The organism is Stutzerimonas stutzeri (genome assembly GCF_024448935.1).
Lineage (GTDB): Bacteria > Pseudomonadota > Gammaproteobacteria > Pseudomonadales > Pseudomonadaceae > Stutzerimonas > Stutzerimonas stutzeri_AO.
Map to the genome: position 1 here is coordinate 14,194 of NZ_JAMOIE010000050.1, position 22,084 is coordinate 36,277.

A 22,084-nucleotide genomic window follows, 5' to 3' on the forward strand; every position below is an offset into this window, starting at 1 on the left:
TCTTCGGTGCAGATGTGATGTTCACGAGCTGCTGCGAAACCCGCATGGCGCGTTTTTAGCTATCGAAGGCATTTCGAATCCAGCTGGGCTTCGCTCCGCGCTCGGTCGAGTCTATGGCAACGACATCGAAGCGACAGGGATGCTTTGCCCAGCGACTCTCTTTGAGGAGGAACAGCTGGGCCGCCTTGGTCAGCTTCTGCTGTTTGCGCAGGTCCACGCTCTCGAGTGCGCCGCCCCATGCGGCATGACGCCTGTACCGAACCTCGACGAATACTACTGTATCGCCATCGAGCATGACCAGATCAAGCTCGCCACTCCGGCAGCTCCAGTTGCGGCAGAGCAGGCGCAGCCCGTGCGCCTGGAGGTGCTGCAGTGAAAAATCTTCGGCGCGCTTGCCGCTGAGCTGTTTGCTGGTCGCTATCAATCTGGAATGTCCGGGAGTGGTTGGACTTCCCCGTCGCGGAATTCGGCCCATGGCAAGCGCCGTTCGATCCGCTGCTGCGGCGTCAGGCTGAGCGTTCCCGAAAAGCCATCAATCCGTGTGTCAGGTAGCGCAACAAGCTGATTCAGGCGCGGCGCCAGCTGGTAGGCATCGGCGCCCATGGCATAGAGCCGGCCGAGGCTGCCCCGGGCTTGCGGCCACTTGCGCTCGATCTCCTGGCGCAGGGGCAATTGCGGGTCAAGCAGCCAGGGGGTTTCGGTAAAGCGAATGCCTTCGAGATCCAGGTATTGCGTGCGGTTATCCGTGGCGGCATGAAGGTGCGAAGTCGCATAGACGGGGAGGTCACCGGCGTACTGGAAAATCAGGGTGGGTTTGACTTGTTGCGCCTGTTGCGGCGTGGCGGCAAGAAAAAGGAAATCAATATCCTGGCGACGCGTGGGCGGCGACTCATCACTGCCTCCGTTGCTGCGTATCTGCAGCATGTCCGCTATCTGGTTTGCCAGTTCGATGGGTTCGGCCAGGGGTTCCGCGGCAACCACTGTGCCGCCCAGCATTTGCCATTCCTGGCGGAAGGCTTCAAATACCCGGTTGCCCCAATCGCCGCGAGGCGTCAGAGCCACTGCGCGGCGGTGCCCATCGGCCCAGGCGCGGCGCGCGACTTCGCGCGCTTCGTCTTCTGCCGCCAGCCCGAACTGGAACAGTTGCGGCGGTACCTGTTGGTTCGCATCGCTGTAGTTCAGGGCGAGGGTCATAATGGGCAGTTGTTCGCGGTTGGCCAGTTGGCGGACCATATCCTTTTCCAGTGGGCCGATCACCAACTCAACACCCGAGGCAGACGCTTGCCGGTAAAAATCGTCGAGAGAGGACAGGCGGGTGCTGTCGAACAGTTCGATTTTCAGGTCCTGGGGCCCTGCCAGATGGGCTGCCAGAAATCCGTCGCGCAAGGCGCGTGCAACGCTGGCCAACGGCCCCTCCATCGGCAGCAGCAGCGCGACGTGCGACAAGGGTTTGTCTGCCAACTGGCTGAGCTTCAGTAACGGATCGGGCAGGCGCCGTGCGGCTGGGTGATTGGGGTTTTGCTGCTGCCAGGCCTCGATGGCGCGTTTTTGCTGGTCGAGTGTGCCAGCCTGTTTGACCGCGATGGCCAGCGATATCCAGCCTGCGAGGTCGGTGTCGGCGGTTTGGTACAGTTGCTCCGGGGCGAGATTCGAGACCAGCGACCAGATCGTCTGGTGATTTTGCTCAGCCGCTTCACCGCTGAGCAGGGGCGCGATGAAGGTGCGCTCGCGCGCTGCGTCAAACGGCTGATTGTTTGCTTCGAAGGCCTTGGCGCGAGCCAGTTGGGTGCGAAGTTGCTGCTCGACAGGGAGTTCTGCGAGACGTTCGAAGGCTGGATGCCGTAAGGCCTGGAGCGCGCTTTGGGGCTTTCCTGCGGCCAGGGCCAGCTCCGCTTCCAGCGTTTTGGCGAACATCTGCTGGGCTGGCATCAACTGATCAATGGCGACTTGTTCCAGTATCTGTCGCGCCTGGGGCAGGTTGTCTTGCCGAATGCTCTGGTCGGCTGCTGACAGCCGCAGCAACGCAGCCTTGTCCGGGCTGCTGGCATCGGCATCTTTCAGCAGTTGCTGCGTCGATGCCTGTGGGGTGCGAGGCAGTTCGCCGAGGGTGGAGGATGGCGAGCTGGCGCAGGCTGACAGCAAGGCGGCAATGCATAAAATGCATAAGAAGATTAGCGGGCGAAAGCGGGCCGTCATGGGTTCATTCCTGAAAAGGCGCTGGCGGGTGTCGATGGATTGTACCCAAGCGTTGGCGGGGTCGCGATGTTGCGGCCCGTAAACGGGCTACAATGCGCGTTTTAGCGACTGAGGTACGCCTTGTGACTGCACCAGGTGATGTGAATTCCGCGGCGGGAACGCTCTATGTCGTCGCTACACCTATCGGCAATCTCGAAGATATCAGCGCGCGGGCATTGCGCGTGTTATCCGAGGTCGCGCTGATTGCAGCGGAAGATACCCGCCATTCATCTCGCCTGCTGCAGCACTTTGGCATCGCTACACCCTTGGCCGCCTGTCATGAGCATAACGAGCGAGACGAGGGGGGCGTTTCATTCGGCGGCTGTTGGCTGGCGATGACGTGGCCTTGATCTCCGATGCCGGCACACCCTTGATATCCGACCCGGGCTACCATCTCGTCAGGCTGTCTCGCGCCGCGGGTATTCGGGTCGTTCCGCTGCCCGGCGCGTGTGCGCTCATTGCCGCGCTCTGCGCCGCCGGGCTGCCGTGCGATCGTTTCATCTTTGAGGGGTTTCTGCCTGCTAGGCAGGCTGCACGCCTTGCTCGCCTGGAGCATCTTCGGGCCGAGCCGCGTACCTTGATCTTCTACGAGGCGCCGCATCGTATTCGTGCTGCGCTTGCTGACCTCGAATCTGTGTTCGGTCTCGATCGGCCTGCGGTGTTGGGGCGGGAGTTGACCAAGGCGTTCGAGACGCTGAAAGGCCTTCCATTGGGGGCATTGCGCGCCTGGGTCGAGTCCGATGCCAATCAGCAGCGCGGCGAGTGCGTAATTGTTGTGGGGGGCTGGCAAGCACCGAATGAAGACGAGGCGGTCGATGCGGATGCGCGCCGGATTCTGGCTCTGCTGCTGGCTGAGCTGCCGGTCAAGCGAGCCGCGGCGCTGGCTTCGGAGATTACCGGAGTCAGGAAGAACCTGCTTTATCAGCTGGCCTTGCAAGAAAAGGGTGCAGATCAGTAAGCGCGCCGGGTGGCCTGTTCTAGCGCTGCCGGTGCCAAGGCTGCCGACTATCAGCTTGCGGGCGTCGACGTAGACAAGTACCCTGACCACCGGAGAGTCGATCGGACAGTCGCTGTCTCTTTTTGTTCTCAAGAAGGGAGGGAGGAAAGTCCGGGCTCCACAGGGCGAAGTGCCAGGTAACGCCTGGGAGGCGTGAGCCTACGGAAAGTGCCACAGAAAATAACCGCCTAAGCGTTTCGGCGCCGGTAAGGGTGAAAAGGTGCGGTAAGAGCGCACCGCGCGGCTGGCAACAGTCCGTGGCTAGGTAAACCCCACTTGGAGCAAGACCAAATAGGGATCCATTGGCGTGGCCCGCGCTGGATCCGGGTAGGTCGCTAGAGGCAGTCAGCGATGGCTGTCGTAGAGGAATGACTGTCCTCGACAGAACCCGGCTTACAGATCGACTCTCCGACTTTTCTTGAAATATCCCGCCTGTCTTAGTCCAAAACATTCCTGCTCTTCACAAAGCACTTTAACTTCGAAGTGCAGGCTTCTGCGTTTGCTGAATATCTCTGTCAGTTATCCCTTCCGGTTTAGCGTTTATCTCCGTTTCGGTTGCTAAATTCCCGTCGCACAAGGGTTTTTCCCGTCAGGCGTACCTTGACGGTGGGGCTGCTGCATTTCTATAGTGCGCACAAGTGGTAGAAAGTGGAACGAAGTGGGTATTTATGGGCATGGAAAGCTAAATCAGGGGAAGCGCAACCGTGTTTCGCGGAGCAAACGCCATCAGTCTCGATACCAAAGGCCGGCTAGCCATGCCCAGCCGGTATCGTGACGAGCTCGTTTCGCGCTGTGAGGGGCAGCTGATCATCACCATTGACGCCGTCGATCGTTGCCTCGGAATTTACCCGTTGCCGGAATGGGAGCAGATCGAAGCCAAGCTGCGCGAGCTGCCCTCCCTGAGAGAAGAAAGCCGTCGGCTGCAGCGCTTGCTGATTGGCAATGCGGTCGATCTGGAAATGGATGGTAATGGTCGCGTACTGGTGCCACCGCGTTTGCGCGAATACGCCGGTCTGGACAAGCGGGCCATGCTGGTCGGTCAACTGAACAAGTTCAGCCTGTGGAACGAGGACGACTGGAACGCGCAAGCAGATGCGGACCTGGCGGCCATCAAACAACCCGGTGCTTTGCCGGAAGAATTGCGTGATCTAATCCTGTGAGCCAGACCAGCAGCTATAACCATGTGACCGTTTTGCTCGACGAGGCCGTCGCGGCACTCGCCGTGCGCCCGGATGGCCGCTATCTGGACGGGACCTTTGGGCGCGGCGGGCATAGCCGTCTGCTGTTGCGGCAGCTTGGGCCTGAAGGCTGCCTGCTGGGATTCGATAAAGACCCGCTGGCAATCGCTACGGGGCAAGCACTGGCGGCCGAGGATGGCCGCTTTGTCGTTGTGCAGAGAAGTTTCGCCGAGCTGGGCGCAGAGCTCGCGCAGCGCGGCTGGACTGGCACATTGAGCGGTGTGCTGCTTGATCTTGGCGTGTCTTCGCCGCAGCTGGACGACCCCGAGCGTGGTTTCAGCTTTCTCAACGATGGCCCATTGGACATGCGCATGGACCCGAGTCGAGGGGTCAGCGCCGCCCAGTGGATCGCAACGGCCAGCGAAGACGATATCGCCCGGGTGCTCAGGGAGTACGGTGAGGAGCGCTTTGCCAAGCGCATGGCCCGCGCCGTGGTACAGCGTCGGGCTGTGCAGCCTTTCGAGCGTACGGCGGATCTCGCCCAGGTGCTGACAGTGGCCAATCCCGCTTGGGAGAAAGGCAAGAACCCGGCGACACGTGCCTTCCAGGGGCTGCGCATTTTCATCAATAACGAGCTTGGCGACCTGGAAGCAGGGCTTGCAGCCGCCCTTGAAGCGCTGGACGTCGGCGGCCGGCTGGTGGTCATCAGCTTTCACTCACTGGAAGACCGCATCGTCAAACAGTTCATGCGCCGGCATGCGAAAGGCGAGGCCGATACCTTGCCACGCGACCTCCCGATCATCCCGGAGAAATTCGTGCCGCGCCTGAAGCTGCTGGGCAAACCGCAATATGCGTCGGCCGAAGAGGTCAAGGCGAACCCCCGTTCGCGCAGCGCAGTGATGCGTGTGGCGGAGAAGCTGCGGTGAATCAGCTGCGCCGCGCCATGCCCAACGGCAGCCTGCTGATGCTGCTGTTGTTTATTGCCGTGCTGATCTCGGCGATTGCTGTCGCCTACAGCGCGCACTGGAACCGCCAGTTGCTCAATGAGCTGTACGGCGAACTCAGTGTGCGTGACAAGGCGCAGGCTGAGTGGGGCCGCCTGATACTTGAGCAGAGCACCTGGACTGCTCACAGCCGCATCGAGACCTTGGCTTCCGAGCAGTTGAAGATGCACATCCCTGAAGCGGGCGCTGTCAGGCTGGTGGCGCCATGAAGCTCCAGGGCGCGCTCTATCCATGGCGTTTTCGCATCGTGCTCGCTCTGCTGGCATTGATGGTAGGGGCCATTGCTTGGCGAATCGTCGACTTGCAGGTGCTGGATCAGGGGTTTCTGAAAGGGCAGGGCGATGCGCGCAGCGTGCGGCATATTCCGATCCCCGCACACCGTGGCCTCATGACCGATCGCCATGGCGAGCCGCTGGCGGTGAGTACCCCGGTCACCACGCTTTGGGCGAACCCGCGCGAAATGCAAAGCGCACAGGCCCGCTGGCCCGAACTGGCTGAAGCGCTGGGGCAGGACCCGGCTGGGCTGCATCAGCGCCTCAAGGATCAGGCCGAGCGAGAGTTCATGTACCTGGTGCGCGGCCTGACGCCTGAGCAGGGGCAGCGAGTTCTGGAGCTGGAGATACCGGGCGTTTATGCGCAGGAAGAGTTCCGCCGTTTCTATCCCGCAGGCGAAGTGGCTGCGCACGTGGTGGGGTTTACCGATATCGATGACCACGGTCGCGAAGGCATGGAGCTGGCCTATAACGAGTGGTTGGCCGGTGTTCCGGGCAAGCGACAGGTGCTCAAGGATCGTCGAGGCCGTCTGATCAAGGATGTTCAGGTCGTCAAGAATGCCAAGGCCGGCAAGGCGCTTGCGCTGTCCCTTGACCTGCGCCTGCAGTATCTGGCGCATCGCGAGCTGCGTAACGCTTTGCTGGAGTTCGGCGCAAAGGCCGGCAGCTTGGTCGTGCTCGACGTGAAAACGGGCGAAGTGCTGGCCATGGTCAATCAGCCGACCTATAACCCGAACAATCGCCGGAATCTGCAGCCGGCGGCGATGCGTAACCGGGCAATGACGGACCTGTTCGAGCCAGGCTCGACGATGAAGCCTTTTTCCATGAGCGCGGCGCTCGAAACGGGCCGCTGGAAGCCCACCGATCTTGTCGAGGTTTGGCCTGGTTCGCTGCGCATCGGTCGCTACACGATCCGCGACGTCTCCAGAACCGAAGGCCGTGAGCTTAGCCTGACGGGCATCCTCATCAATTCGTCCAACGTCGGCATGAGCAAGGTTGCTTTTGATATCGGCGGCGCGGCGATTCATGAGGTCATGCGCAAGATCGGTTTCGGGCAGGACACCGGGTTGGGCTTCCCTGGCGAGCGAGTCGGCAATCTGCCAACACATCGTGAATGGCGCCAGGCCGAGACTGCCACGCTTTCGTATGGTTATGGCCTGTCGGTAACCGCCGTGCAACTGGCTCACGCCTATGGCGCGCTAGCCAACGGTGGCCGCTTGGTGCCGATGTCATTGACCAGGGTAGAGCGCAAGCCGGAAGGCGTGGAAGTGGTGTCACCGGAGGTGGCGAACACCCTCCAAGGCATGCTGCAGGAGGTCATCGAGGCCCCGCGCGGGGTGTTCCGCGCCCAGGTGCCGGGTTATCACGTAGCGGGCAAGAGCGGTACCGCGCGCAAGGCCTCGACCAACAGTCGGGGCTATCAGGAAAATGCCTACCGTTCGATGTTTGCAGGTTTCGGGCCCATGAGTGATCCGCGCATTGCCATCGCCGTGGTCATCGATGAGCCCAGCAAGAGCGGCTATTACGGTGGACTGGTTTCGGCCCCGGTGTTCAGCCGCGTGATGTCAGGCGCGCTGCGCCTGATGAATGTCGCGCCTGACAACTTACCGCCCGAAGACGTCAAGACCGCCGACGCTGACCAGCGCAAGGGAGGGCGTATCTGATGCCGATGCCGTTGAATCAGCTACTGCCTCAAGCTGCCAGCGATAGCCTCATTCGAGAGCTGACGCTGGACAGCCGCAAGGTCCGTCCGGGCGATTTGTTTCTGGCTGTGCCCGGTTACCAGCAAGACGGCCGCAGGCACATTGCAGATGCGATTGCCCACGGTGCGGCGGCTATCGCCTATGAGGCTGAAGGCGCTGCGAAAATGACTGCGACAAGCGCCGAGTTGGTCCCGGTTCGCAACCTGGCAGGGCAACTTTCGGCCATCGCCGGGCGCTTCTATGGCGAGCCAAGCCGCGGCCTGCACCTGGTCGGCGTTACCGGAACCAACGGCAAGACCAGCGTGACCTACCTGATTGCCCAGGCGCTGGATCGTCTGGGTGAGCGATGCGGGATCATTGGCACCCTCGGTACCGGCTTTCATGGAGAGTTGGTCCTCGGTCAGCACACCACGCCGGATGCGATCGGCGTACAGGCCAACCTGGCGAGCCTGCGCAAGCAGGGCGCGCGCGCCGTGGCGATGGAGGTGTCCTCGCATGGCCTGGCGCAGGGACGAGTTGCCGCCCTGGCGTTCGATGTGGCGGTGTTTACCAATCTTTCCCGAGACCATCTGGATTATCACGGCTCCATGGAAGCCTACGGTGCGGTCAAGGCGCGGTTGTTCACCATGCCAGGGCTCAGCTGTCGGGTGATTAACCTGGACGACACCCTGGGACGTTCGCTCGCGGCGCAGCAGGCTGATTCACGACTGATCACCTACAGTCTTGAAGATGCCTCGGCTTATCTGTACTGCCCTGAAGCGCGGCTGGACGATAGCGGAATCCATGCACGCCTGGTGACGCCCCAGGGTGAACGTTCGCTGCGTAGCCCGCTGCTCGGTCGGTTTAACGTCAGCAATGCGCTCGCGGCGGTAGGCGCTTTGCTGGGAATGAATTATCCGCTGGACGAAATTCTCGTGGCGCTGCGGGAAGTAGACGGCCCTGCCGGCCGCATGCAGCGGCTAGGTGGTGGTGATCGGCCGTTGGTCGTGGTCGATTATGCCCATACGCCCGATGCGCTGGAAAAGGTGCTGGGCGCCCTACGCCCGCATACCCGCGGCAAGTTGTTGTGTCTGTTCGGCTGTGGTGGCGACCGCGACCGTGGCAAGCGCCCGCTGATGGCTCAGGTTGCCGAGCGTTTGGCAGACCGGGTCACGGTCACTGATGACAATCCGCGCAATGAAGATCCGCTCCAGATCCTCGACGAGATTCGTGCAGGTTTCAGCGCACCCGAACACGCATTGTTTGTGCCGGGACGCGCCGCAGCCATTGCCCGCTGTATTGCAAGCAGCGGCATTGACGACGTGGTGTTGCTGGCCGGCAAGGGGCATGAGGACTACCAGGAAATAAAGGGCGAGCGCCTGCCATTCTCCGATCTCGAACAGGCCTCGACGGCCCTGGATGTCTGGGGGGTTTCCCATGCTTGAAGCCAAGCGTCTTGGTGCTCTGGTCGAGCCGTTGTCAGCCAGGTTGATCAGTGCCGATGCCGCGTTCAGCTCTGTCAGCACCGACAGCCGCGCAATCGAGCCTGGGCAGCTTTTCATCGCGCTCAGCGGGCCTCGCTTCGACGGCCATGCCTACCTTGCGGACGTTGCCGCCAAGGGCGCCGTCGCCGCGCTGGTCGAGCGCCATGTGCCAGAGGTTTCGTTGCCTCAGCTGGTTGTTGCCGATAGCCGTATCGCTCTGGGCCAGCTGGGCGCATTGAACCGCAACGCGTTCAACGGTCCGGTCGTGGCCATTACCGGCTCCAGTGGCAAGACCAGCGTCAAGGAACTGCTTGCCAGCATCCTGCGCGCTGTCTATGGCGGCGATGCGGTTCTCGCCACCCGCGGCAATCTGAACAACGATCTGGGCGTACCGCTCACGCTGCTGGAGTTGGGCGCGCAGCACCAGGCTGCGGTGATTGAGCTGGGCGCTTCACATGTCGGCGAAATTGCCTATACCGTCAGCCTGACTCGGCCAGATGTCAGCCTGATTACCAACGCGGGCACGGCTCATGTTGGTGAATTTGGTGGTCCGGAGAAAATCGTCGAGGCCAAGGGCGAGATTCTCGATGGCCTCGGCCCAAAGGGCGTTGCCGTGCTCAATCGTGACGACCGCGCCTATCCGGTTTGGCAGCGTCGAGTGGCGGGCAAGCGCGTGGTGAGCTTTGCGTTAACGAGTCCGCTGGCCGACATCCACCCCGCTTCGATTGCCTACGACCTTCGCGGCTGTCCCAATTTCGTTCTGACTGGGCCGACCGGGTCGGTGCGCGTCCAGCTGAACTTGCTCGGACGCCACAGCGTAGCCAATGCCCTGGCCGCCGCCGCGGCCGCCAGCGCGTTGGGGGTTTCGCGGCAGCACATCGTCGCCGGGCTCGAGAGCCTGCAGCCGGTGAAGGGGCGAGGCGTGGCGCAGATGCTGACTAACGGCGTGCGCCTCATAGACGACACCTACAACGCCAATCCGGCATCCGTCTGCGCAGCCATTGACGTGCTGGCGGGCTTTGCCGGACGCACGGTGCTGGTGCTGGGTGACATGGGCGAGCTGGGCGCGTGGGCCGAGCAGGGGCACCGAGAGGTCGGCAGTTATGCCGCAGGCAAAGTGGACACCTTGTTTGCGGTCGGACCGCTGATGAAGCATGCCGTCGATGCCTTTGGCCGTGGCGCGCGCCATTTCGCCGATCAGCAGAGCCTGATCGAGTCTTTGCGACTGGAGCAAGGCAATGCGACCACCATTTTGATCAAGGGATCACGGAGCGCTGCGATGGACAAGGTCGTCGCAGCGCTTTCCGCGTCCGGCATGGAGAAACATTGATGCTGCTGCTGCTCGCCGAGTACCTGCAACAGTTCCACACGGGCTTCGCGGTCTTTCAATACCTGTCACTGCGTGGAATTCTTGGCGTACTGACCGCGCTGATCCTGTCGCTGTGGTTGGGACCCTGGCTGATCCGTACGCTTCAGCTGCGCCAAATCGGCCAGGCGGTACGCACCGATGGGCCCCAAACGCACCTGTCGAAATCCGGCACGCCAACCATGGGCGGGGCGCTGATCCTCAGCGCGATCGCCATGAGCACATTGCTCTGGGCCGATCTGTCTAATCGTTATGTTTGGGTAGTGCTGGCGGTGACCTTGCTGTTCGGTGCGATAGGTTGGGTCGACGACTACCGCAAGGTGATCGAGAAAAATTCTCGCGGCCTCCCGAGTCGCTGGAAATACTGCTGGCAGTCGGTCTTCGGTGGCGGCGCGGCGATCTTCCTTTATATGACCGCGCAGACCCCGGTCGAGACCACCTTGATACTGCCGCTGCTGAAGAACATCGAGATCCCGCTGGGGATCGGCTTCATCGTGCTGACCTATTTCGTCATCGTCGGCTCAAGCAATGCGGTAAACCTCACCGATGGGCTGGACGGCCTGGCGATCATGCCGACCGTGATGGTTGGGGGTGGTCTGGGCATCTTCTGCTACCTGTCGGGCAACGTGAATTTCGCCGATTACCTGCTGATTCCGTACGTACCGGGGGCCGGCGAACTGATCGTGTTCTGTGGTGCGCTGATCGGCGCCGGGCTCGGCTTTCTGTGGTTCAACACCTATCCAGCGCAGGTGTTCATGGGTGATGTGGGCGCCCTCGCGCTTGGCGCGGCCCTGGGCACCATTGCCGTGATCGTCCGGCAGGAGGTGGTGCTGTTCATCATGGGCGGGGTCTTCGTGATGGAAACCCTGTCGGTGATGATCCAGGTCGCCTCGTTCAAGCTCACAGGCAAGCGTGTGTTCCGCATGGCGCCGATCCATCACCACTTCGAACTCAAGGGCTGGCCCGAACCGCGGGTCATCGTGCGCTTCTGGATCATCACGGTGATCCTGGTGCTGGTCGGTCTCGCTACATTGAAATTGAGGTAATAAAGAGTGCTCATCGCTTCCGATCAGTTCCGCATCGTCGTCGGTCTCGGCAAGAGCGGCATGTCCCTGGTTCGCCACCTGGCGAGTCGCGGGGTGCCGTTTGCCGTCGCCGATACGCGTGCGAACCCACCGGAGCTGGGCACTCTGCAAGCGCTGTACCCGAATGTCGAGGTTCGGTGTGGCGCGCTCGATCCGCGGTTCCTCAGTCGCGCCAGCGAGCTGTTGGTAAGTCCGGGCCTGCCGCTCAGCACGCCGGCATTGCAGGCCGCCGCGGCCAACGGAGTGAAGCTGTCCGGTGACATCGAACTGTTCGCGCGCGAAGCCATGGCGCCAATCGTGGCTATCACCGGATCGAACGCGAAGAGCACGGTGACCAGCCTGGTCGGCGAAATGGCGGCTGCGGCCGGGCGCAAGGTGGCGGTCGGCGGGAACCTCGGAACGCCAGCGCTGGATCTGCTCAATGACGATGTCGAACTCTATATCCTCGAGCTGTCGAGCTTCCAGCTGGAGACGACGGATCAGCTGAATGCGGAGGTCGCCACCTGTCTGAACATCAGTGAAGACCACATGGATCGCTACGACGGGCTGCCGGCCTACCACCAGGCCAAGCATCGTATATTCCGCGGCGCACGCCAGGTTGTGATCAACCGTGACGATCGCCTCAGTCGGCCGCTGGTTGCAGATGATCTGCCCAGCTGGTCCTTCGGTCTCGGCAAGCCTGATTTCAAGGGCTTCGGGTTGTTCGAGGAAAACGGCGAGAAGTATCTCGCCTTCCAGTTCGATGCACTGATGCCGGCCAACCAATTGAAGATGCCGGGGGCGCATAACCAGTCCAATGCGCTGGCGGCCTTGGCTCTCGGTCACGCTGTCGGCCTCCCGTTCGAGCCGATGCTGACGACCCTGCGAAACTTCGGCGGGCTGGCCCATCGCTGCCAATGGGTCGGTGAGCGCAAGGGCGTTAGCTACTACGACGATTCGAAGGCGACCAATGTCGGAGCTGCTCTGGCCGCAATCGATGGGCTGGGCAGCGACATCACGGGTGAGTTGGTGCTCATCGCCGGTGGTGATGGCAAGGGCGCCGATTTCTCGGCCCTGCACAGTCCGGTCTCGCATCAGTGCCGCGCCGTTGTCTTGCTGGGGCGCGATGCTCGGCAGCTCGCGGCTGCGCTTGAAGGGGCTGCACCCATCCACCGCGTCCAGACACTCCAGGACGCCGTAGAGCTGGCCGCCAAGCTGGCCCAGCCCGGCGATGCGGTGCTGCTGTCGCCGGCCTGTGCCAGTCTCGACATGTTCGAGAATTTCGAAGATCGCGGACGTCAGTTCGCCGCCGCGGTGGGGGCGCTCAGCTGATGCTGGCATTCTTGCGTAGTGCGCCTTCGCCCCTGTTCAGCCGTCGCGGTCTGGACCTCGACTTCCCGATGCTCGCCGGCTGCCTGGCGTTGTTGGGCCTTGGCTTGGTCATGATCACGTCCGCGTCCTCCGAAGTCGCGGCGGTGAATGCCGGCAATCCCATGTATTACATGATCCGCCACCTGGTGTACCTCCTGCTCGGGCTTGGTGCCGCAGCCTTGGTCCTGTTGCTGCCCCTCTCAGCCTGGCAGCGGATGGACTGGATGCTGCTGATCGGCGCCTTCGTGCTGTTGATCCTGGTGTTGATTCCAGGCATCGGTCGCGAGGTGAACGGTTCCATGCGCTGGATCGGCTTCGGCGCCTTCAACCTGCAGCCATCGGAATTGGCCAAGCTGTTCGTCGTGGTTTACCTCGCCGGTTATCTGGTGCGCCGCCAGCAAGAGGTCCGCGAAAGCCTGTGGGGTTTCCTCAAGCCGTTTCTGGTTTTGCTTCCCATGGCCATGCTGCTCCTGCTTGAGCCGGACTTTGGGGCAACCGTGGTGATGATGGGTGCGGCGGTCGCCATGCTGTTCCTCGGGGGCGTCGGCCTGGTTCGATTCAGCCTGCTGGTTCTGCTCGCTGTCGGTGCGGTGTTCGTTCTGGTACAGACGCAGGAGTACCGACTGCAGCGGTTGATCACCTTCACCGATCCCTGGGCCGATCAGTACGGTGCGGGCTACCAGCTGACGCAGGCCTTGATCGCATTTGGGCGTGGTGAATGGCTGGGTGTCGGTCTCGGCAACAGCGTGCAAAAGCAGTTCTATCTGCCCGAGGCGCATACCGATTTCGTCTTTTCCGTGCTCGCCGAAGAGCTGGGTATGGTGGGCGCGCTGCTGACCATCCTGCTGTTCGCTTTCGTTGGTGTTCGCGCCCTGTACATCGGGCTTGCGGCCGAGCGGGCGCGTCAGTTCTTCGCTGCCTACATCGCCTGGGGCGTTGCGTTCCTTTGGCTCGGTCAGTTCCTGATCAACGTTGGCGTGAATATCGGGCTGTTGCCGACCAAGGGTCTGACCTTGCCGTTCCTGAGTTATGGCGGCAGCTCGCTGGTGGTGACCTGCGCCAGCATGGCCTTGCTGCTGCGCATCGAGTGGGAAAGCCGCACGGTGCTGGGCAGTGAAGATGCCGAATTCAGCGAAGAGGATTTTGCCGAGGCGCCTGCACCCCAGGGCAAGGGGGTCGCGCATGGGCGGTAATGTTTTGATCATGGCGGGCGGAACCGGGGGACATGTCTTCCCGGCGTTGGCCTGCGCTCACGAGTTCCAGAGCCGCGGCTATAGCGTGCACTGGCTGGGCACGCCGCGAGGCATCGAAAACGAAGTGGTGCCTGCGGCTGGGTTGCCGCTGCACCTGATTCAGGTGAGCGGATTGCGTGGCAAGGGACTGGCGTCCTTGCTCAAGGCGCCGTTCCAGCTGCTGCGCTCGCTGGGTCAGGCGCGGCGCGTGATCCGCGAACTCCGTCCGGTTTGTGTGCTCGGGCTTGGCGGCTACGTGACGGGCCCGGGCGGGCTGGCCGCCAGGTTGGCAGGGGTCCCCTTGGTGATTCACGAGCAGAACGCTGTCGCCGGAACGGCCAATCGCAGCCTGGTGCCCTTTGCGCAGCGCGTCTGCGAGGCGTTTCCGAATACATTCGGCGCAAGCTCGAAGCGTCGCACCACCGGTAATCCCGTGCGCCATGAGTTGTTTCTCGAGACGCCGAGACAGACGCTGCTCGGCCGCCGCCCACGGCTGCTGGTGCTAGGCGGCAGCCTGGGTGCTGAACCGCTGAACAAGCTGTTGCCGGAGGCGCTCGCCCAGCTGCCTGGCGAGCTGCGTCCGGAGGTCTTCCATCAGGCGGGCAAGCAGCACGCCGAGATTACTCAAGAGCGCTATGGCGCGGCGGGTGTCGACGCTGAGGTTGCCCCGTTCATAAAGGATATGGCGCGGGCTTATGCCTGGGCCGATCTGGTGATCTGCCGTTCCGGCGCGCTGACGGTGTGCGAGCTGGCGGCTGCCGGGCTGCCTTCGTTTCTGGTGCCACTGCCCCACGCGATCGATGACCACCAGACCCGTAACGCCGAATATCTGGCGAAGGAAGGCGCCGCCGTTCTTCTCCCTCAGGCAAAAACCGATGCTGCCGCCCTGGCCGCGCAGTTGACCGAGGTAATGATGCAGCCGGAAAAACTCAAGGCCATGGGCGCCGCGGCACGTCGCCTGGCTCGGCCGAACGCCACCCGAACCGTCGTCGATACCTGTCTGGAGGTGGCCCATGGCTAAGTCCCCGGCGGCGGTCAAAGCCGAAGTACGGCGCATGCGCCGCATCCGCCGGATTCACTTCGTCGGGGTGGGTGGCGTTGGCATGTGCGGCATCGCCGAAGTGCTGTTGAACCTGGGTTACGACGTTTCCGGTTCGGATCTCAAAACCTCGGCCAGCACCGAGCGTCTGCAGAATTTCGGCGCGCACATTTTCATCGGTCATCAGGCTGGGAACGTCGCTGGGGCTGATGTACTGGTGGTTTCCAGCGCGGTCAACGCTTCCAATCCGGAAGTGGCCTTTGCGCTCGAGCAGCGAATACCGGTCGTGCCGCGCGCCGAGATGCTCGCCGAGCTGATGCGCTATCGGCATGGCATTGCCGTAGCCGGTACCCATGGCAAGACCACCACTACCAGCTTGTTGGCGTCTGTGTTTGCTGCGGGTGGGCTGGATCCAACCTTTGTGATCGGCGGCCGCCTGACCGCGGCTGGCACCAACGCCCAGCTGGGTTCCAGCCGGTATCTGATTGCCGAGGCCGATGAAAGCGACGCCAGTTTCCTGCATTTGCAGCCGATGGTCGCTGTCGTCACCAACATCGACGCCGACCACATGAGCACCTATGGCGGTGACTTCGGCAAGCTGAAGAAGACCTTCGTCGAGTTCTTGCACAACCTGCCGTTCTACGGGCTGGCGGTGCTGTGTGTCGACGACCCGGTGGTGCGCGAGATCATTTCGCAGGTGGGACGCCCTATCACTACATACGGCATGCGTGAAGATGCCGACGTAAGGGCGATCGATGTTCGTCAGGAAGGGATGCGCACCTATTTCACGGTGCTGCGGGACGGCTTCGGCGCGCTCGATGTGTCGGTCAACATGCCGGGCAACCATAATGTACTCAACGCCCTGGCAACCATCGCCATCGCCACTGACGAGGGCATCGACGACGAGGCGATCGTCCAGGGCTTGTCCCAGTTTGGTGGGGTCGGCCGGCGCTTCCAGGTTTACGGCGAGTTACCAGTCGAAGACGGCAGTGTGATGCTCGTCGACGATTACGGTCATCATCCACGTGAAGTGGCCGCCGTGATCCAGGCCGTCCGGGGCGGGTGGCCCGAGCGTCGCTTGGTCATGGTCTACCAGCCGCACCGCTTCAGCCGCACGCGGGATCTGTACGACGACTTCGTGCAGGTGTTGAACGACGCGAATGTGTTGCTGGTGATGGAGGTGTATCCAGCCGGCGAGGACCCTATTCCTGGCGCCGACAGCCGCCATCTGTGCCACAGCATCCGCCAGCGCGGTCAACTCGACCCGATCTACATCGAGCGTGGTGTCGACTTGGCTCCGTTGGTCAAGCCGCTGCTGCGTCCGGGCGACATTCTGCTGTGCCAGGGCGCCGGCGACATCGGCGGGTTGGCTCCGCAACTCATCAACAGTCCACTGTTTGCTGGCGCTGCGAGCGCCACGAGGAAGAGCGAATGAGGGCCCTGCAATCGACCCGTGCCCCCCAGGCGTTCGGCCGGGTCGCCGTGCTCTACGGTGGCAAGAGCGCCGAACGCGAGGTCTCGCTGAAGTCTGGAGCGGCAGTGCTCGCGGCTTTGCAAGCGGCCGGTGTCGACGCGTTCGGCATCGACGTTGACGATCATCTGTTGGCTCGGTTGAGCAGCGAACGCATTGATCGCGCCTTTATCGTGCTGCACGGGCGTGGCGGCGAGGACGGCAGCATGCAAGGGCTGCTCGAGTGCGCCGGCATTCCTTATACCGGCAGCGGCATCCTTGCCTCGGCCCTGGCCATGGACAAGCTGCGCACCAAGCAGGTATGGCAGAGCCTCGGTCTGCCGACCCCGCGGCATGCCGTGCTGGCCAGCGAGGCTGATTGCCGGGCCGCGGCCGATCGCCTGGGGTTTCCGCTGATCGTCAAGCCGGCGCATGAGGGTTCGAGCATCGGAATGGCGAAGGTCGGCGGTGTCGCCGAACTTATCGCTGCCTGGCGCGGCGCGAGTGCTTACGACTCGCAGGTGCTGGTCGAGCAATGGATCCAGGGGCCGGAGTTCACTATCGCCACCCTGCGCGGCACGGTGCTCCCACCGATTGCTCTGGGCACGCCGCACAGCTTCTACGACTACGACGCGAAGTATGTCGCCAACGACACCCAGTACCGGATTCCTTGCGGGCTGGATGCGGCCAAAGAACAGGAGCTGAAGGACCTGTCCGCTCGCGCCTGCGAAGCAGTGGGTGTCCAGGGCTGGGCGCGGGTCGATGTCATGCAGGACGACGCGGGTGCCTTCTGGCTCCTGGAGGTCAATACCGTGCCGGGCATGACCGATCACAGCCTGGTGCCAATGGCTGCGCGGGCAGCAGGGCTGGATTTCCAGCAACTGGTGCTGGCAATTCTGGATGCCAGCCTGGCGATGGGGAACTGATCGATGATCACCACGCTGCGTCACACTCAACCCGCCACCGGCCGCGCTTCACGCCAGCCGGTACAGCGGGGTGCGAGCCGCCTGGTACAGCGCGAGCCGCTTTCGGCGCGCTTGCAGCGGCCGAGCCTGGGTTCGCTCAAGCGTGCCCTGTGGCCGGTCCTGTTGCTGGTCCTGGTCGTGGGGCTTTACCAACTGGGCGGCCATCTTGCGCCCTATGCCGACCGGCCGATCGCCAAGGTCAGCGTGCGGGGCGAGCTGACCTATGTCGATCAACAGGCGGTACAGGCACGCATGGCGCCGTTCGTCGAGGCCAGTTTCTTCAAGGTTGATCTCGACGCTTTGCGTCGCGACCTTGAGCAAATGCCGTGGATCGCACGTGTCGAGGCGCGCCGGATCTGGCCTGACGAGATCATGGTGCGGCTCGACGAACAGCTGCCTATCGCTCGCTGGGGCGATGAGGCGCTACTGAACAACAACGGTCAGGCCTTCGCGCCCAATGATCTGACACGGTATGAACACTTGCCGCAATTGTATGGTCCGAAGCGGGCCCAGCAACGGGTCATGCAGCAGTATCAGATGCTCAGTCAGATGCTGCGGCCGCTCGGTTTTTCTATCGCCCGCCTGGAGTTGCGTGCGCGGGGCAGCTGGTTCGCGACGACCAAGCAGGGCGTTGAGCTGCTCCTGGGAAGAGACCAGATAATCGAAAAAATGCGGCGCTTCACTGCCATCTACCAGCAAGAGCTGGCGCAGGAGAGCGACAAAATTGCGCGGATCGACCTTCGCTACGCCAACGGCCTGGCCGTTGCGTGGCGGGAGCCGAGCCCGACCGCGACGGACGAAGCCGTCGTTGCGAAGAATTGAGGAATGAAACACATGTCTAGCGTGCAAAGCGGCAAGATGATCGTCGGTCTCGATATCGGCACCTCCAAGGTGGTGGCGCTGGTGGGCGAAGTGACGCCCGATGGCGAGCTCGAGATCGTCGGGATCGGCACCCATCCGTCGCGTGGCTTGAAAAAAGGCGTGGTGGTCAATATCGAGTCCACCGTTCAGTCGATCCAGCGCGCCGTTGAAGAAGCTCAGCTGATGGCGGGCTGCCGCATCCACTCTGCGTTCGTCGGCCTGGCTGGCAACCATATCCGCAGCCTCAACTCGCACGGCATCGTTGCCATCCGTGATCGTGAAGTCAGCAGCGCCGACCTCGAACGTGTGCTCGACGCTGCACAGGCTGTGGCGATCCCGGCCGATCAGAGGGTGCTGCACACGCTACCGCAGGATTACGTGATCGATAACCAGGAGGGCGTGCGCGAACCCCTGGGCATGTCCGGGGTACGCCTGGAAGCCAAGGTCCATGTGGTCACCTGTGCGGTCAATGCGGCGCAGAACATCGAAAAGTGCGTACGCCGTTGTGGTCTGGAGGTTGACGACATCATCCTGGAACAGCTCGCCTCGGCCCATGCCGTGCTGACCGATGACGAGAAAGAGCTGGGCGTCTGCCTGGTGGATATCGGTGGCGGCACGACCGATATCTGCATCTTCACCGAAGGCGCTGTCCGGCACACCGCTGTCATTCCGATCGCAGGTGACCAAGTCACCAATGACATCGCCATGGCGCTGCGCACGCCGACTCAGTATGCGGAGGAGATCAAGATCCGCTACGCCTGCGCACTGGCCAAGCTGGCGGGGCCCGGTGAGACCATCAAGGTACCGAGCGTCGGCGAGCGGCCGCCGCGGGAACTCTCACGTCAGGCTCTGGCCGAAGTCGTGGAGCCGCGCTATGACGAGCTCTTCACCTTGATTCAGGCCGAGTTGCGTCGCAGCGGCTACGAGGATCTGGTTCCGGCGGGGATCGTTCTCACAGGCGGTACAGCCAAGATGGAAGGCGCCGTCGAACTCGCAGAAGAAATCTTCCACATGCCGGTGCGCCTCGGCGTACCTCATAGCGTCAAAGGACTCGCGGACGTGGTCCGCAATCCCATCTATTCAACGGCCGTGGGCCTGTTGCTGTACGGGATGCGCAAGCAGACCGACGGCGCATCCCTGTCCGGTCTCGGCAATTTCGCCGAAGAACCCAAAACATCTGTCGTGGACCGGCTCAAGAGCTGGATCCAGGGCAATTTCTGAGCAGTGCGGCTGTACCTAAAACTAGAAAGCTGGAAGGAGAGAGGGAAATGTTCGAACTCGTAGATCATACCCCGCAAAATGCAGTGATCAAGGTCATTGGAGTAGGCGGAGGCGGCGGCAACGCCGTCAATCACATGGTGCGCAACAACGTTGAAGGCGTGGAATTCATCTGCGCCAACACCGATGCTCAGGCGCTGAAGAAAATCGAAGCGCGGACCGTACTGCAGTTGGGTTCGGCCATTACCAAGGGGCTGGGCGCCGGCACCAATCCTGATGTCGGGCGCCAGGCCGCGATGGATGACCGCGAGCGCATCGCCGAGGTGTTGCAGGGCGCCGACATGGTATTCATCACCACCGGCATGGGTGGCGGTACCGGCACCGGCGCCGCGCCGATCATCGCCTCGGTGGCCAAGGAAATGGGCATTCTCACCGTTGCGGTCGTGACCCGTCCGTTCCCGTTCGAAGGCCGCCGTCGCATGCAGGTCGCCGACGAAGGCATTCGCCAGCTGTCCGAGTGCGTCGACTCGCTGATCACCATCCCCAACGAAAAGCTGCTGACCATCCTCGGCAAGGATGCGAGTCTGCTTTCCGCCTTCGCCAAGGCTGACGATGTGCTCACCGGTGCCGTGCGCGGCATCTCCGACATCATGCAGCGTCCGGGCCTGATGAATGTCGACTTCGCTGATGTTAAAACGGTCATGGGCGAGATGGGCATGGCCATGATGGGGACTGGTTGTGCCACCGGTCCGAACCGCGCTCGCGAGGCCACCGAAGCTGCGATCCGCAACCCGCTGCTGGAAGACGTCAACCTGCAGGGCGCGCGTGGCATTCTGGTCAATATTACCGCTGGTCTGGACCTTTCCCTGGGCGAGTACGCTGCGGTGGGTGAGATCATCGAGGCGTTCGCCTCCGACGAGGCGACCGTCAAGGTCGGTGCCGTGATCGACCCCGATATGCTGGAGGAGCTACACGTGACGGTTGTGGCCACGGGTCTCGGACCGCGCAAAGAGAAGCCGGTCAAGGCTGTGGACAATATCCTGCAGACTGCAGCCGTCGCGCCCCAGGCCGCCTCAGGCGCGCGCCAGGATCAGGCTGCGGTGAACTATCGTGACCTGGACCGCCCGACCGTGATGCGTAATCAGGCCCACGCAGCGGCTACCGCGGCGAAGATGAATCCTCAGGAGGACTTGGATTACCTGGACATCCCGGCGTTCTTGCGTCGTCAGGCTGATTGATTGGGTTTATCGGGGCTATCGGGGTGATTGGTATTCAGCAAAGTTGGGTTCTGCTATGATCGCCGCCTTTGTTGGAAACCATTCGCAACAGTGTACTAGCGAAAACAAGCCATGATCAGACAACGCACCTTGAAGAACATCATTCGCGCCACTGGCGTCGGCCTGCACTCGGGTGAGAAGGTTTACCTCACCCTGAAGCCGGCTCCCGTGGACACCGGAATCGTGTTCTGTCGCACCGATCTCAACCCGCCTGTGCAGATTGCCGCGCGGGCCGAGAATGTTGGCGAGACGACCATGTCGACTACGCTGGTCAGCGGTGACGTCAAAGTCGATACGGTGGAGCATTTGCTTTCAGCGATGGCTGGGCTGGGCATCGACAACGCCTATGTCGAGCTTTCCGCCTCGGAAGTGCCGATCATGGACGGTAGCGCCGGGCCCTTCGTGTTCCTGATTCAATCGGCCGGACTGCAGGAGCAGGACGCGCCCAAGAAGTTCATCCGCATCATCCGCGAGGTTTCGGTGGAGGATGGCGACAAGCGCGCCACATTCCTGCCATTCGAAGGCTTCAAGGTGAGTTTCGAGATCGATTTCGACCATCCGGTTTTTCGCGGTCGCACCCAGACCGCCAGCGTGGATTTCTCCAGTACTTCCTTCGTCAAGGAAGTCAGCCGTGCGCGAACCTTCGGTTTCATGCGCGACATCGAGTTCCTTCGCTCGCACAACCTGGCCCTGGGTGGAAGCGTCGAAAACGCCATCGTGGTCGATGAAGACCATGTGCTTAACGAAGACGGCCTGCGCTATGAGGACGAGTTCGTGAAACACAAGATTCTCGATGCAATTGGTGATCTTTACTTGCTGGGTACCAGCCTGATCGGCGAATTCCGCGGCTTTAAATCCGGACATGCCTTGAACAACCGTTTGCTGCGCACCTTGATGGAGCAGAAGGATGCGTGGGAAATGGTGACGTTCGAAGCGTCCCAGACCGCACCGATCTCCTACATGCGTCCGGCAGCGGCCGGCTGAGCTGCATTCTCTTTCCTTTTTTGAGGCCACCTATATTGGGTTATTGGGTGGCCTTTTTTTTTGGGGCAGCCACAGCTGCGTACGTCAGTTCATTCCATCTAGCAGACCGGCCATGTCGTCGGCGTGCTCTTCCTCCTGAGCGAGGATGTCCTCGAAGATGCGCCGCGTAGTTGGGTCTTTATCCCCGATGTATTGGACGATCTCGCGGTAGCTGTCGATCGCGATGCGCTCCGCCACGAGGTTCTCGAACACCATGTCTCGCAGGCCGTTTCCCTCGGCATATTGCGCATGGGCGCGCTCAGTGAGACTGTCCGGGTTGAAGTCCGGGGCACCACCGAGCTGAACGATGCGTTCGGCCAGACGGTCGGCGTGCTCTTGTTCTTCATTGGCGTGCTCGAGGAACTC

At 62.1% G+C, this 22,084-nt stretch carries 19 protein-coding genes, 1 other RNA gene and 1 pseudogene; 18 read left to right on the forward strand and 3 right to left on the reverse strand.

Annotated features, from left to right (window positions below; all coding sequences use genetic code 11):
- Positions 1–55: 55 nt before the first annotated feature.
- Together NA637_RS14825 and NA637_RS14830 are read right to left on the reverse strand one after the other, a co-directional pair.
- The gene (locus NA637_RS14825; protein ID WP_423836736.1) at positions 56–475 is read right to left on the reverse strand and encodes a YraN family protein; all 420 of its coding nucleotides are present in this window, start codon (positions 473–475) and stop codon (positions 56–58) included.
- Entirely contained in the window at positions 421–2,196 is a 1,776-nt protein-coding gene (locus NA637_RS14830; protein WP_256073180.1) for a penicillin-binding protein activator, read from the reverse strand. The genes NA637_RS14825 and NA637_RS14830 overlap by 55 nt, the downstream gene beginning before the upstream one ends.
- 122 nt (positions 2,197–2,318) lie before the next feature.
- Here NA637_RS14830 and rsmI point away from each other — a divergent pair.
- The 18 genes and pseudogenes from rsmI to lpxC all read left to right on the forward strand — a co-directional run bounded on the left by rsmI (position 2,319) and on the right by lpxC (position 21,679).
- Positions 2,319–3,193: pseudogene (gene rsmI / locus NA637_RS14835) on the forward strand (16S rRNA (cytidine(1402)-2'-O)-methyltransferase).
- 93 nt (positions 3,194–3,286) lie between these two features.
- Positions 3,287–3,644: RNase P RNA component class A (gene rnpB / locus NA637_RS14840), an RNA gene on the forward strand.
- Positions 3,645–3,936: 292 nt separating this feature from the next.
- Positions 3,937–4,392 (forward strand): division/cell wall cluster transcriptional repressor MraZ, encoded by a 456-nt coding sequence (mraZ, locus tag NA637_RS14845; RefSeq protein ID WP_045424822.1) that lies wholly within the window; start codon positions 3,937–3,939, stop codon positions 4,390–4,392.
- Complete coding sequence (gene rsmH / locus NA637_RS14850; protein ID WP_256073181.1) at positions 4,389–5,336, forward strand: 16S rRNA (cytosine(1402)-N(4))-methyltransferase RsmH; 948 nt, start codon at positions 4,389–4,391, stop codon at positions 5,334–5,336. Before mraZ ends, rsmH begins: the two co-directional genes overlap by 4 nt.
- Positions 5,337–5,353: 17 nt before the next feature.
- Positions 5,354–5,623: a cell division protein FtsL gene (ftsL, locus tag NA637_RS14855; protein ID WP_272889118.1), complete on the forward strand. Its 270-nt coding sequence runs from the start codon at positions 5,354–5,356 to the stop codon at positions 5,621–5,623.
- Entirely contained in the window at positions 5,620–7,350 is a 1,731-nt protein-coding gene (locus NA637_RS14860) for a peptidoglycan D,D-transpeptidase FtsI family protein (protein ID WP_256073183.1), read from the forward strand. The genes ftsL and NA637_RS14860 overlap by 4 nt, the downstream gene beginning before the upstream one ends.
- Positions 7,350–8,813, forward strand: a complete 1,464-nt coding sequence (locus tag NA637_RS14865; RefSeq protein ID WP_256073184.1) for a UDP-N-acetylmuramoyl-L-alanyl-D-glutamate--2,6-diaminopimelate ligase — start codon at positions 7,350–7,352, stop codon at positions 8,811–8,813. The genes NA637_RS14860 and NA637_RS14865 overlap by 1 nt, the downstream gene beginning before the upstream one ends.
- A complete protein-coding gene (locus NA637_RS14870; protein WP_256073185.1) occupies positions 8,806–10,182 on the forward strand; it encodes a UDP-N-acetylmuramoyl-tripeptide--D-alanyl-D-alanine ligase in 1,377 nt (458 codons plus the stop codon). Before NA637_RS14865 ends, NA637_RS14870 begins: the two co-directional genes overlap by 8 nt.
- Complete coding sequence (gene mraY, locus NA637_RS14875; RefSeq protein WP_256073186.1) at positions 10,182–11,264, forward strand: phospho-N-acetylmuramoyl-pentapeptide-transferase; 1,083 nt, start codon at positions 10,182–10,184, stop codon at positions 11,262–11,264. Before NA637_RS14870 ends, mraY begins: the two co-directional genes overlap by 1 nt.
- Positions 11,265–11,270: 6 nt before the next feature.
- Positions 11,271–12,614 carry a UDP-N-acetylmuramoyl-L-alanine--D-glutamate ligase gene (murD, locus tag NA637_RS14880; RefSeq protein ID WP_256073187.1) on the forward strand — a complete coding sequence of 448 codons (1,344 nt, stop codon included), beginning with the start codon at positions 11,271–11,273 and terminating at the stop codon, positions 12,612–12,614.
- Positions 12,614–13,846, forward strand: a complete 1,233-nt coding sequence (gene ftsW / locus NA637_RS14885) for a putative lipid II flippase FtsW (protein ID WP_256073188.1) — start codon at positions 12,614–12,616, stop codon at positions 13,844–13,846. Before murD ends, ftsW begins: the two co-directional genes overlap by 1 nt.
- The gene (gene murG / locus NA637_RS14890) at positions 13,836–14,906 is read left to right on the forward strand and encodes an undecaprenyldiphospho-muramoylpentapeptide beta-N-acetylglucosaminyltransferase (protein ID WP_256073189.1); all 1,071 of its coding nucleotides are present in this window, start codon (positions 13,836–13,838) and stop codon (positions 14,904–14,906) included. The genes ftsW and murG overlap by 11 nt, the downstream gene beginning before the upstream one ends.
- A complete protein-coding gene (gene murC, locus NA637_RS14895; protein ID WP_256073190.1) occupies positions 14,899–16,359 on the forward strand; it encodes a UDP-N-acetylmuramate--L-alanine ligase in 1,461 nt (486 codons plus the stop codon). Before murG ends, murC begins: the two co-directional genes overlap by 8 nt.
- Positions 16,356–17,300 carry a D-alanine--D-alanine ligase gene (locus NA637_RS14900; RefSeq protein WP_256073191.1) on the forward strand — a complete coding sequence of 315 codons (945 nt, stop codon included), beginning with the start codon at positions 16,356–16,358 and terminating at the stop codon, positions 17,298–17,300. The genes murC and NA637_RS14900 overlap by 4 nt, the downstream gene beginning before the upstream one ends.
- A gap of 3 nt (positions 17,301–17,303) precedes the next feature.
- Positions 17,304–18,161 carry a cell division protein FtsQ/DivIB gene (locus NA637_RS14905; protein WP_256073192.1) on the forward strand — a complete coding sequence of 286 codons (858 nt, stop codon included), beginning with the start codon at positions 17,304–17,306 and terminating at the stop codon, positions 18,159–18,161.
- A 12-nt stretch (positions 18,162–18,173) separates the two neighbouring features.
- On the forward strand, positions 18,174–19,421 hold the full coding sequence (ftsA, locus tag NA637_RS14910; RefSeq protein WP_256073193.1) for a cell division protein FtsA: 1,248 nt from the start codon (positions 18,174–18,176) through the stop codon (positions 19,419–19,421).
- A 47-nt stretch (positions 19,422–19,468) separates the two neighbouring features.
- Entirely contained in the window at positions 19,469–20,656 is a 1,188-nt protein-coding gene (gene ftsZ / locus NA637_RS14915) for a cell division protein FtsZ (RefSeq protein WP_256073194.1), read from the forward strand.
- Positions 20,657–20,767: 111 nt separating this feature from the next.
- Entirely contained in the window at positions 20,768–21,679 is a 912-nt protein-coding gene (lpxC, locus tag NA637_RS14920; RefSeq protein ID WP_256073195.1) for a UDP-3-O-acyl-N-acetylglucosamine deacetylase, read from the forward strand.
- Positions 21,680–21,763: 84 nt separating this feature from the next.
- On the opposite strand, the gene NA637_RS14925 is transcribed toward lpxC, so the two are convergent.
- The coding region (locus NA637_RS14925) for a ferritin-like domain-containing protein (protein WP_272889117.1) at positions 21,764–22,084 on the reverse strand (321 nt) is incomplete at its 5' end.

Bases quoted from the DNA above. Each gene is read 5' to 3' on its own strand.
- NA637_RS14825 (WP_423836736.1), bottom strand. From the start codon at position 475: ATGGGCCGAATTCCGCGACGGGGAAGTCCAACCACTCCCGGACATTCC.
- NA637_RS14830 (WP_256073180.1), bottom strand. From the start codon at position 2,196: ATGACGGCCCGCTTTCGCCCGCTAATCTTCTTATGCATTTTATGCATT.
- ftsL (WP_272889118.1), top strand. From the start codon at position 5,354: ATGCCCAACGGCAGCCTGCTGATGCTGCTGTTGTTTATTGCCGTGCTG.
- NA637_RS14860 (WP_256073183.1), top strand. From the start codon at position 5,620: ATGAAGCTCCAGGGCGCGCTCTATCCATGGCGTTTTCGCATCGTGCTC.
- NA637_RS14865 (WP_256073184.1), top strand. From the start codon at position 7,350: ATGCCGATGCCGTTGAATCAGCTACTGCCTCAAGCTGCCAGCGATAGC.
- NA637_RS14870 (WP_256073185.1), top strand. From the start codon at position 8,806: ATGCTTGAAGCCAAGCGTCTTGGTGCTCTGGTCGAGCCGTTGTCAGCC.
- mraY (WP_256073186.1), top strand. From the start codon at position 10,182: ATGCTGCTGCTGCTCGCCGAGTACCTGCAACAGTTCCACACGGGCTTC.
- ftsW (WP_256073188.1), top strand. From the start codon at position 12,614: ATGCTGGCATTCTTGCGTAGTGCGCCTTCGCCCCTGTTCAGCCGTCGC.
- murG (WP_256073189.1), top strand. From the start codon at position 13,836: ATGGGCGGTAATGTTTTGATCATGGCGGGCGGAACCGGGGGACATGTC.
- murC (WP_256073190.1), top strand. From the start codon at position 14,899: ATGGCTAAGTCCCCGGCGGCGGTCAAAGCCGAAGTACGGCGCATGCGC.
- NA637_RS14900 (WP_256073191.1), top strand. From the start codon at position 16,356: ATGAGGGCCCTGCAATCGACCCGTGCCCCCCAGGCGTTCGGCCGGGTC.
- NA637_RS14905 (WP_256073192.1), top strand. From the start codon at position 17,304: ATGATCACCACGCTGCGTCACACTCAACCCGCCACCGGCCGCGCTTCA.
- ftsA (WP_256073193.1), top strand. From the start codon at position 18,174: ATGTCTAGCGTGCAAAGCGGCAAGATGATCGTCGGTCTCGATATCGGC.
- ftsZ (WP_256073194.1), top strand. From the start codon at position 19,469: ATGTTCGAACTCGTAGATCATACCCCGCAAAATGCAGTGATCAAGGTC.
- lpxC (WP_256073195.1), top strand. From the start codon at position 20,768: ATGATCAGACAACGCACCTTGAAGAACATCATTCGCGCCACTGGCGTC.